Below are 10,135 nucleotides of genomic sequence, written 5' to 3'. Positions count from 1 at the left end.
AGGCGAATGTTGTTTTCTGCATTTTTGTTACCCGGTTGTTACTCACTATTTTTAAAAAGTAGGCTTATGTATTTATTATCAATTGATTACAAATACCATTTACCTTTGTTACCTTTTAACAGTTACAAGTTACTGCGCCCTGCAGGCAGTTACAAGTTACAGGTTGGCTAACGCCCTATTTTGTTTCACGCAAAGACGCAAAGGCGCAAAGGCGCAATTTTTTTACATCTTACGGGTTAATGACTGTTTACTGATATATCTGCAACTTTTTTAAAAACTATTTCTGAAAAGTCGACAGATAGGAAAATTATAAAATGCATATAATTTCGGGACAATAAGCAACATTAAACAGCATAAAGTATTTATTCGGTGCAAAGGGCGAATATTTATTTGCCATTACAAGCTGCCACAGGAAAAGTATTTCATGAATTACCGAAACAGACCCTACTCTCTTTTAAATATTGATAATTGAAATATAACGACAAAATAAATAGATAATATTTATGAAACATTTTTTAGATATAAATTATTGATAACCAATATTCACTATCGATCAGCGGAATAATATACTATTCTATTTTAACTTAAAATCATAAAAAAACACTAACTTCGTACGGTTTAAAAGATTAATTATCAAAATCTTTTCAGATACTAACTTGTTTATATTATAAAAATCAAAAATAGAAGCTAATATGAAAATCGGATTTGTAGGATTAGGCAAGATGGGCGGTAAAATGGTAGAACGCCTGTTGAATTATGGACACGAAGTAGTTGCTTACAACTTAACCCAAAAAGAAATAGATGAAGTAGTTGCAAAAGGAGCTATACCTGCCTCCAGCCTGAAAGACCTTGTGAATAAATTGGATGGACGCAAATTAGTATGGTTAATGGTTCCTGCGGGTAAGCCGGTAGATGCCAACATTGCCGAACTGCTTACATTACTTAATCCAAACGATATAATTGTAGATGGCGGTAATAGTTACTGGAGAGAGACCGTAGAACGAGGAAAAAAGATAAAAGAACACGGGGTCCATTACCTCGATTGTGGTACAAGCGGCGGTGTATGGGGGCTTCAGAACGGATACTGCCTGATGTATGGCGGTGATAAGGAAGCCTGTGACTTTGCCGAACCTATCTTTAAGAGCCTTGCCCCCGAAAACGGCTATATGCGTTGTGGCGAAAGCGGTTCCGGTCATATGGTGAAAATGGTACACAATGGTATCGAATATGGCATGATGCAGGCATACGCAGAAGGATTTGAGATAATGAAAAATTCGCCATACAATGTGGACTTAGAAAAAGTTTCCCGTGTATGGATGCAGGGTTCGGTTGTCCGTTCATGGTTGTTGGAACTGATAGGCAATGCACTTGAAGGGAACGAAAATCTGGACGGCATCAAAGATTATGTAGCCGATAGCGGCGAAGGCCGTTGGACAGTGCAGACCGCGATGGATTTTGATGTACCGGCACACGTTATTACAGCTTCACTCTTTACCCGTTTCGAATCGAGACAGGAATCATCTTATGCAATGAAACTTCTCGCAGCCATGAGAAATCAGTTTGGCGGCCACGAAATAAAGAAAGACTAACTTAGTTACTTCGCCCTACGGGCAGTTACAAGTTACGGGTTATAATAAGTCGGACACACAATAAGTCGCTTCTACAAACTCGTAACTTGTAACTCGTAACTCGTAACTAAAATACGATGAAACCAAAAATTATAAAAGATCAGGCACTGGTCATATTCGGTGCATCGGGAGATCTTACATACAGGAAACTGATTCCTGCTATATTCGATTTGCATAAACAGAATTCACTTCCTAAAAACTTTGCAGTATTGGGAGTGGCTCGCAGTCCTTTTACGGATGATTCTTTCCGTGAAAAGATGAAAGATGGTATTAAGCAATTCGCTACGGCTAAAGACGTCTCTGATGAAGAATTGAATACATTCTGCCAGAAACTTCATTATCTGTCTATCAATACAGATGACGGTAAAGAATACCCGAAACTGAAAGACCGTTTAGACCTGCTGGACAAAGAAGAAAATACTGCGGGAAATTATATTTTCTATTTATCTACTCCGCCTGCGCTCTATCCTCTCATACCTAAATTCCTGGCAGAGCAGGGATTGAACAAAGAAGATGATAATTTCAGACGGATCATTATAGAAAAGCCTTTCGGCACAGATTTGGAATCTGCCATTTCACTAAATGCCTCTTTACGCGAAGATTACGATGAAGAGCAGATATACCGTATCGACCATTATCTGGGCAAGGAAACTGTACAGAATATGCTGGTTACCCGTTTTGCAAACGGTATCTATGAACCTCTGTGGAACAGGAATTATATCCATCATGTCGAAATCACGGCTGCCGAAAGTATTGGCGTGGAAAATCGCGGAGGATATTACGACCATTCAGGTGCATTACGCGACATGGTACAAAATCATCTGCTGCAATTAGTAGCCCTTGTCGCGATGGAACCTCCGATGTCTATAGACTCAGTTTCGATACGGAACGAAAAACTGAAAGTATTTCAGGCTTTCCGCCCTATGTCAAATGACGATCTGTTCAAAAATGTCATTCGCGGACAATATACAGCTGCCAACATAAAAGGTAAATATGCCAAAGGTTACCGGGAAGAAAAAGATGTGGACAAGGACTCACGCACCGAAACCTATGTGGCTATGAAACTGTTTATTGACAACTGGCGCTGGGGGGATGTCCCTTTTTACATCCGCACCGGAAAACGTTTACCGACACGGGTATCGGAAGTAGTTATACACTTCAAGCCGGCTCCGCAACGATTGTTTCCGGAAACTACTGACCTTAACAATGACGACAACCAACTGGTAATAAGAATCCAGCCGGATGAAGGCATTCTGCTGAAAACAAAGATGAAAGTACCGGGAAGCGGTTATCAGGTAAAGAATGTGAATATGGATTTCCATTATTCGCAACTGCAAGACACCTATCTGCCCGAAGCATACGAACGTCTGCTGCTCGACTGTATGGTAGGCGATTCTACGTTATATATCCGGGGCGATGCCTTGGAAGCCACATGGAAATTTGTGCAACCCCTGCTCGATTTTTGGGAGAAGAATCCGGATGCGCCGCTACATGGTTATCCTGCCGGCTCATGGGGACCTAATTGTGCCGATGACCTGATTGAAGAAAAAAATCTGACATGGAGATATCCTTGTAAGAATCTGTCTGACGATGGTATATATTGCGAACTATGATAAAAGAAGAGATTAAAGTTTATGAAGATCCTAAGGCTTTAAGCAAAGGATTCACCGAGTTTGTACTAAAGTTGCTGGATGTATATCCGCACATCAACCTGGCCCTGTCGGGGGGAACCACGCCTAAGGTAATTTTTGACCATTGGGCTGAAAACTGTAAAGAGTCTATCGACTGGAACCGTATCTCGTTTTTCTGGGGGGACGAACGTTGCGTACCACCGGAAAATGTGATGAATAATTTCGGGATGACAAAGGACCATTTGTTCGACAAGGTGCCCGGCATTCCGAATAATAACATCTACCGCATACACGGAGAGAACGAACCGGAAGAAGAAGCGTTATGGTACGGCACGGTTCTGAAATCGAAACTAATGCAAAAACAGGACATGCCGAGCTTCGAGATCGTCATGCTTGGACTGGGAGATGACGGACATACCGTATCTATTTTCCCTAACCAGATTGAACTCTGGGACAGCAAAGATATCTGTGTTATCGGAGAGCATCCTGAAACAGGTATGCAGCGGGTAACTATCAGCGGCAAAGTGGTGAACAACTCACAGTATGTCGTATTCCTTGCCACAGGAAATAACAAGGCAGAAAAAGTCAGAGACATAATAAAGAACCGGAAGGAATACCTGAATAAATACCCTGCGGCGAAAGTAAATCCGAAAAGGGGCTATTTGTATTGGTTCCTGGACGCTGAAGCGGCAAGTTTGCTGGAATAACGCGCAAGAATAAAAAAGGATGGTCGTACAACCATCCTTTTTCATCTTATCTTGTCTGTTCTATAAACAGCCTTAGCCTGTCTATATAGTCCCTATTATTCGATAACCGAGGCACTTTGTTCTGGCCGCCCAGTTTCCCTATCGATTTCAGCCACTCATTGAATGTTCCTTTTGGCAAACTTTTTACGATAGGCAAACCTAAAGAGAGATTATAAGAACGCTTGGCTTCATAGTCTGAGTTTACTCTCTTCAGGTTATCATCCAAAGATTTGACAAACTCATCCAAATCGTCAGGCTCGACGGAAAACTCGATAAACCACTCATGAGCTCCGGTATTTTCGTCCCCAAAATAAACGGGGGCTGCTGTATATTCAGTTATCTGTGCACCGGTATCTTTACACGCTTCGGATAAAGCTCTCTCGGCATTGTCTATAATGATCTCCTCTCCGAAAGCATTGATAAAGTTCTTCGTACGGCCCGTTATCCGGAACAGATAAGGAGTAGTAGAAGTAAATTCGATAGTATCCCCTATCATGTAGCGCCAAAGCCCGCCATTGGTAGAGATGAGGAGAGCGTAATTCTGCCCGGTCTCCACTTCGTCCAATGTCAGTGTCCTGGGATACTCGCTATTCCATTCGCTCATCGGCACAAATTCGTAGTAGATACCGCTATCCAGCATCAGAAGCATATCTTTCGACTTATCGGAGAACTGTACTCCGAAGAATCCTTCCGAAGCATTATATATCTCCCAATAATGCATCTCAGGTTTTCGTATGATCTTCTTATATTGCTCTTCGAATGGAGTGAAACTGACTCCCCCGTGGAAAAAGACTTCCAGGTTAGGCCAGATATCAGTCAGTTCACGTCCTGTATCAGCCTTTATCTTTTTCAAGAGGACAAGCAGCCATGAAGGCACGCCCATAAATGCCCTGATATCATTCTTTACAGCATAGTCCGCTAATGCCTGCAGTTTCACTTCCCAATCGGGTAAAAGCGAGATACTCTCAGGTGTACGGCTTCTCTTAGCCCAGAAATACAGATTCTTAATCAAGATGGCGGATATATCTCCGGTAAAGATCCCGTCCCCTATGTTGTTTATCTGTTTACTCCCTCCCAGAACTAATGTCTTTCCGAAAAAGAATCCGGCCTTATGGTTTGCCTGCCCGTATATAGCGAGCATCTGCTCTCCACATTTGTAGTGACCCTTTGCCAGAGATTCCTGAGTTACGGGAATGTATTTGCTCTTATCCTCGGTAGTACCGGACGACATGGCGAACCACTTTACAGGTTTGTTCCACAACACGTTCTGTTGTTTATCTATCAGTATCTTATCAAGATAGGGACGTAAATCTTCATAATGGAAAACAGGAACCTGCTTCCTGAAATCATCCTTATTCTCAATTGAGGAAAAGTTATATTGATCTCCTATTGATGTTTGAGCTCCGTTGCGAAGCAAATAGGATAGTACTTTTTCCTGAGTACAGATTGGTTTATTGATGAATCCGGCAACCTCTTTATATTTGAAGTCCAGATATTTATGAGCAATATTGGTAATCATCCGATTTTGCTTATTCTTCGTAGCTTTTCTTCGTCTATTATCTTGATTTTTCGACCGTCGAGTGTAATTATATGCTCATCGACGAATGTAGACAATGTCCTGATGGCATTCGAGGTCGTCATATTCGACAAATTGGCGAGGTCTTCCCGTGACAAGTAGATACTGATAGTAGCGCCGTCTTCTTCCAGCCCGTAGTTTTCAATAAGGAAGATAAGCGATTCGGCCAAACGTCCCCGGATATGTTTCTGGGTAAGATTAACGACTCTCTCATCCGCAATTCCCAGATCTGTCGACAACTCACGGATAAAGAACATACCTAATTTTGAATTTACGGAAACTATCTCTTCAATAATCCGCATCGATATGAGACAGATGGTGGAGGCTTCAAATGCCGAAGCAGCAGTCACATAAGGCTGGTTTGCAAAATAGGCCCGGTAACCGAAATACTGGGTTGGACGTATCATCCTGATTATCTGGCTACGTCCTCCTACCCCATCTTTATATATCTTGACTTTGCCTTTGCACAGACACATCAGATCCTGAGGCGTTTCTTCTTCTCTGTAGATCACCTCATTCTTTTTATAGTCAAGAATCTTCGCGTTTGCCGAAATTAAGTCACGTTCCTTATTATTCAACAAATCCCAAATCTCCGGAATGCATTCCGATATACTCACAACATTGCTGCTATCTGCTACCATAGAGAAAAGCTTGATATATAAATCAGGTTCAATAATTAACTTAAAAACAAAGTTAGTATTTTTTTATATAAAACATGTTACAAAACATATTTTTAACGCATTATGCCTTATTTTTATAAAAAGGGCTTTGAGATTAATTATTATTTCTCTTTGAATATTACAATAATAAGACTATTTTTGCACCACCAAAAAAGAGAGCTGGGAAAGCTAACTTTTTCTTATACATTTGAATAAACTTGTAATAATTTAAAATAAACCCGTTAAGATGAATGTATCTCTAACAAATGTCGATAGTGTAAACGCTATTCTACAAATCAGTGTTGCTAAAGCCGACTATCAGGAAAAACTTGACAGCGCACTGAAAACTTTCCGCAAAAAAGCAAATGTACCGGGATTCCGTCCGGGAACCGTGCCTGTGGGTATGGTAAAAAAAATGTATGGTAAATCCATAATGGCCGAAGAAATAAACAAAATAGTAGGTGAAAGCCTATATAACTATATTCAGGAAAACAAATTGAACGTGCTTGGCGAACCACTTCCTAACGAAGAAAAACAACAGGCAATCGATTTTGCAACAGAAGGCGACTATGATTTCTATTTCGATATCGCCCTTGCCCCTGAAATTAAACTGTCGCTTACCAAGAAAGACAAAGTGACTTACTACAAGATTGATGTAAACGAAGAGCTTGTTGACAAGCAAATCGAGTCTTACAAAGCAAACTATGGTAAGTACGACAAGATCGAGGATGGCGCCATCGCAACTGACCTTATCAGAGGCACTATCTCTGAACTGGAAGACGGGAAAGCAAAAGAAGGCGGTATCAACGTAGAAGCAGGTGTAGTAATGCCATCTTACATGAAAGATGCCGACGAACAAGCCAAATTCGTAGGTGCAAAAGCCGGGGATGTAATCACATTCAATCCGGGCAAAGCATATGAAGGAAACGAAACGGAAATAGCTTCATTACTTCACATCGAAAAAGATGCAGTAGAAGCCATTGCTCCTGAATTTAAATTCGAAATTACTGAAATCACCCGTTACAAAGAAGCTGAGCTGGATAAAGATCTGTTCGACAAAGTATTCGGCGCAGATACAGTAAAAGATGCAGCTGAGTTCAAGGCTAAAGTAAAAGAAACTATCGAAGACCAGTTTGCTCCGGATAGTGATTACAAATTCCTCTTGGATGCAAAAGAACTGCTGGAGAAAAAAGTCGGAGACCTTCAATTTCCAGATGCTTTCCTGAAAAGATGGCTGCTAGCATCAGGTGAAGAAAGAACTGCAGAATCTATTGAAGCTGATTATCCGAAAATCGTTGCCGACCTGAAATTCCACCTCATTAAGGAACAAATCGCAAAAGACTATGATATCAAGATCGAGAATGAAGATATGAAAACTATTGCGATGCAGGCAGCAAGAGCACAGTTCGCTCAATATGGCATGATGAACCTGCCGGATGAAATGGTTGAAAATTATGCGAATGACATGTTGAAAAACAAAGACAACGCCCGCAACCTGCTCGATCGCGCAATGGAAAACAAGATAATCGATGCATTGAAAACAAAATTAGGAATAGAAGAAAAATCCATTTCACTGGATGACTTTCGTAAATTCTTCGAAAAAGAAGATGACAAACAGGAAGAAGCTTAAACCTGAATGAAATTATATAGCGGGCAGAAGGATAATTACTCTTTCTGCCCGTTTTCAGTGAAATAATAGAAGAAATACAGTGAATAATATCTCAGCTTTTCAATTTTTTATTTATAACTTTGTTTATAAGAAATGGGGCTGAATATTAGCCTCTTTTTTGTGCCGGTTACAATGGCATGATAATTGTTTATAAGACTTATAGTATTTAATTATTCACTTATTGAAAGGAAAACGTTATGAACAATGAATTTAAGAAATATGCTACCAAGCATTTAGGAATGAACGGACTTGCTCTAGATAAATATGTAGATATCACAAGCAGCTATATTTCACCCACTATCATAGAAGAGCGTCAGCTGAATGTGGCGCAGATGGATGTATTCTCCCGTCTGATGATGGACCGGATCATCTTTCTTGGCACCCAAATAGACGATTATACTGCTAATGTAATTCAGGCGCAGCTGCTTTATCTTGATTCCGCTGATTCCGGAAAAGATATATCTATCTACATTAATTCTCCCGGCGGTTCTGTTTATGCAGGATACGGCATCTACGATACCATGCAGTTTATAAACAGTAATGTCTCTACCATCTGTACAGGAATTGCGGCGTCTATGGCAGCCGTACTGCTTGTAGCAGGAGAAAAAGGCAAACGTTTTGCGCTGAAACATTCACGCGTAATGATCCACCAGCCACTAGGCGGCGCGCAGGGACAGGCTTCCGATATTGAAATCACCGCACGCGAAATAGGAAAAATAAAGAAAGAACTATATACCATCATAGCCGATCACTCAGGACAACCATTCGACAGGGTTGAAAAAGACTCGGACCGTGACTACTGGATGACTTCGGCCGAAGCCAAAGATTATGGTATGGTAGACGACGTTTTAATTAGAAATAAGTAATAATAAGTAATGGGTTCGGATAAAGCTTAGAACTCAATACTTATAATTCAATTTATGGCAAAAAAAGAAATAAACCAATGCAGCTTTTGCGGACGAAGCGATAAGGATGTGAACATGCTTATATCCGGTTTGTCCGCAGATATCTGCGACAGCTGTGCCGAACAGGCCTATCAAATAGTAAAAGAAAGCATCGAAGCTAAACAAAAATCGTCGATAGGCATTGATAAAACACAATTACCTGACCCTAAAAAGATAAAAGAATACCTCGACGGATATATTATCGGGCAAGATAACGCCAAACGCTATCTGGCTGTTGCCGTTTATAATCACTACAAACGGATATTACAGGAAAAGAACGATGATATTGAAATAGAAAAGTCGAATATTATCCTTGTAGGACCTACCGGTACCGGAAAGACGCTTCTGGCCCGTACAATAGCAAAGATGCTGCACGTACCTTTCGCCATTGTAGACGCAACCGTACTTACCGAAGCCGGATATGTAGGAGAAGACATAGAAAGTATCCTTACCCGGCTACTTCAGGCTTCGGACTATGATGTAGCATCAGCCGAGAGAGGAATCGTATTCATTGACGAGATAGATAAGATAGCACGCAAAAGCGACAACCCATCCATTACCCGTGATGTAAGCGGCGAAGGGGTACAACAAGGACTACTAAAATTATTGGAAGGATCAATCGTAAATGTACCGCCACAAGGAGGCCGTAAGCACCCTGACCAGAAAATGATCGCTGTCGACACCAAAAACATTCTCTTTATTTGCGGAGGAGCGTTTGACGGCATAGAACGGAAGATTGCCCAACGCCTGAATACTAAAGTAGTAGGATATGCCTCTTCTCTGAGAAATGCAGAAGTAGACAGAGAAAACCTGTTGCAATATGTAGCGCCCCAGGATTTAAAATCTTACGGACTAATCCCCGAAATCATCGGGCGTCTGCCAATACTGACATATCTGGATACGTTGGACCGGAGTGCTTTACGCCGAATTCTTACCGAACCTAAAAACTCTATCATAAAGCAATATATCAAGCTCTTCAAAATGGACGATGTGGAACTCACATTCGACGAAGATGTATACGAATTTATTGTGGACAAGGCGATAGAATACAAGTTGGGAGCAAGAGGATTGCGCTCTATTGTAGAAAATATAATGATGGACGCAATGTTTACCATACCTTCTACAAAACAAACGCAATTACACATCACCAAAGACTATGCCGGGGAACAACTCGAGAAGTCGCAAATGATAAAACTCAAAAATTCACAATAAAGTTTGTTTTTTTCATAAAAAATAGCCTATTTTAAGTTGGAGATTTAAAATTAGGACTTTATCTTCGTAT

At 40.9% G+C, this 10,135-nt stretch carries 8 protein-coding genes; 6 read left to right on the top strand and 2 right to left on the bottom strand.

Annotated elements, in window-relative coordinates:
• The first annotated feature begins 692 nt into the window (after positions 1-692).
• The 3 genes from gnd (at position 693) to pgl (ending at position 3,966) form a co-directional block, all read left to right on the top strand.
• Positions 693-1,589, top strand: a complete 897-nt coding sequence (gnd, locus tag ACFO6W_RS11355; RefSeq protein ID WP_379996460.1) for a phosphogluconate dehydrogenase (NAD(+)-dependent, decarboxylating) — start codon at positions 693-695, stop codon at positions 1,587-1,589.
• Positions 1,590-1,705: 116 nt separating this feature from the next.
• Positions 1,706-3,241 carry a glucose-6-phosphate dehydrogenase gene (zwf, locus tag ACFO6W_RS11350; protein WP_379996458.1) on the top strand — a complete coding sequence of 512 codons (1,536 nt, stop codon included), beginning with the start codon at positions 1,706-1,708 and terminating at the stop codon, positions 3,239-3,241.
• The gene (pgl, locus tag ACFO6W_RS11345) at positions 3,238-3,966 is read left to right on the top strand and encodes a 6-phosphogluconolactonase (protein ID WP_379996456.1); all 729 of its coding nucleotides are present in this window, start codon (positions 3,238-3,240) and stop codon (positions 3,964-3,966) included. The genes zwf and pgl overlap by 4 nt, the downstream gene beginning before the upstream one ends.
• 46 nt (positions 3,967-4,012) lie before the next feature.
• Here the strand turns inward: pgl and ACFO6W_RS11340 are convergent, their stop codons facing one another.
• Together ACFO6W_RS11340 and ACFO6W_RS11335 are read right to left on the bottom strand one after the other, a co-directional pair.
• On the bottom strand, positions 4,013-5,524 hold the full coding sequence (locus ACFO6W_RS11340; RefSeq protein WP_379996454.1) for a GH3 auxin-responsive promoter family protein: 1,512 nt from the start codon (positions 5,522-5,524) through the stop codon (positions 4,013-4,015).
• Positions 5,521-6,222 carry a Crp/Fnr family transcriptional regulator gene (locus tag ACFO6W_RS11335; protein ID WP_379996452.1) on the bottom strand — a complete coding sequence of 234 codons (702 nt, stop codon included), beginning with the start codon at positions 6,220-6,222 and terminating at the stop codon, positions 5,521-5,523. The genes ACFO6W_RS11340 and ACFO6W_RS11335 overlap by 4 nt, the downstream gene beginning before the upstream one ends.
• A gap of 265 nt (positions 6,223-6,487) precedes the next feature.
• Between ACFO6W_RS11335 and tig the strand changes: the two genes are divergently transcribed.
• The 3 genes from tig to clpX all read left to right on the top strand — a co-directional run bounded on the left by tig (position 6,488) and on the right by clpX (position 10,065).
• Positions 6,488-7,870, top strand: coding sequence for a trigger factor (gene tig / locus ACFO6W_RS11330; RefSeq protein ID WP_379996450.1), 1,383 nt, complete (start codon positions 6,488-6,490; stop codon positions 7,868-7,870).
• A gap of 236 nt (positions 7,871-8,106) precedes the next feature.
• Positions 8,107-8,775, top strand: coding sequence for an ATP-dependent Clp endopeptidase proteolytic subunit ClpP (gene clpP, locus ACFO6W_RS11325; protein ID WP_379996448.1), 669 nt, complete (start codon positions 8,107-8,109; stop codon positions 8,773-8,775).
• Between the two features lie 54 nt (positions 8,776-8,829).
• Positions 8,830-10,065 carry an ATP-dependent Clp protease ATP-binding subunit ClpX gene (clpX, locus tag ACFO6W_RS11320; RefSeq protein WP_379996446.1) on the top strand — a complete coding sequence of 412 codons (1,236 nt, stop codon included), beginning with the start codon at positions 8,830-8,832 and terminating at the stop codon, positions 10,063-10,065.
• The last annotated feature ends 70 nt before the right edge of the window (positions 10,066-10,135 follow it).

Source organism: Dysgonomonas termitidis (assembly GCF_042654545.1).
GTDB lineage: Bacteria > Bacteroidota > Bacteroidia > Bacteroidales > Dysgonomonadaceae > Dysgonomonas > Dysgonomonas termitidis.
The sequence above is the reverse complement of the archived record's forward strand: the minus strand, read 5'-3'. Positions and strand labels throughout refer to the sequence as shown.

Bases quoted from the DNA above. Each gene is read 5' to 3' on its own strand.
- gnd (WP_379996460.1), top strand. From the start codon at position 693: ATGAAAATCGGATTTGTAGGATTAGGCAAGATGGGCGGTAAAATGGTA.
- zwf (WP_379996458.1), top strand. From the start codon at position 1,706: ATGAAACCAAAAATTATAAAAGATCAGGCACTGGTCATATTCGGTGCA.
- pgl (WP_379996456.1), top strand. From the start codon at position 3,238: ATGATAAAAGAAGAGATTAAAGTTTATGAAGATCCTAAGGCTTTAAGC.
- ACFO6W_RS11340 (WP_379996454.1), bottom strand. From the start codon at position 5,524: ATGATTACCAATATTGCTCATAAATATCTGGACTTCAAATATAAAGAG.
- ACFO6W_RS11335 (WP_379996452.1), bottom strand. From the start codon at position 6,222: ATGGTAGCAGATAGCAGCAATGTTGTGAGTATATCGGAATGCATTCCG.
- tig (WP_379996450.1), top strand. From the start codon at position 6,488: ATGAATGTATCTCTAACAAATGTCGATAGTGTAAACGCTATTCTACAA.
- clpP (WP_379996448.1), top strand. From the start codon at position 8,107: ATGAACAATGAATTTAAGAAATATGCTACCAAGCATTTAGGAATGAAC.
- clpX (WP_379996446.1), top strand. From the start codon at position 8,830: ATGGCAAAAAAAGAAATAAACCAATGCAGCTTTTGCGGACGAAGCGAT.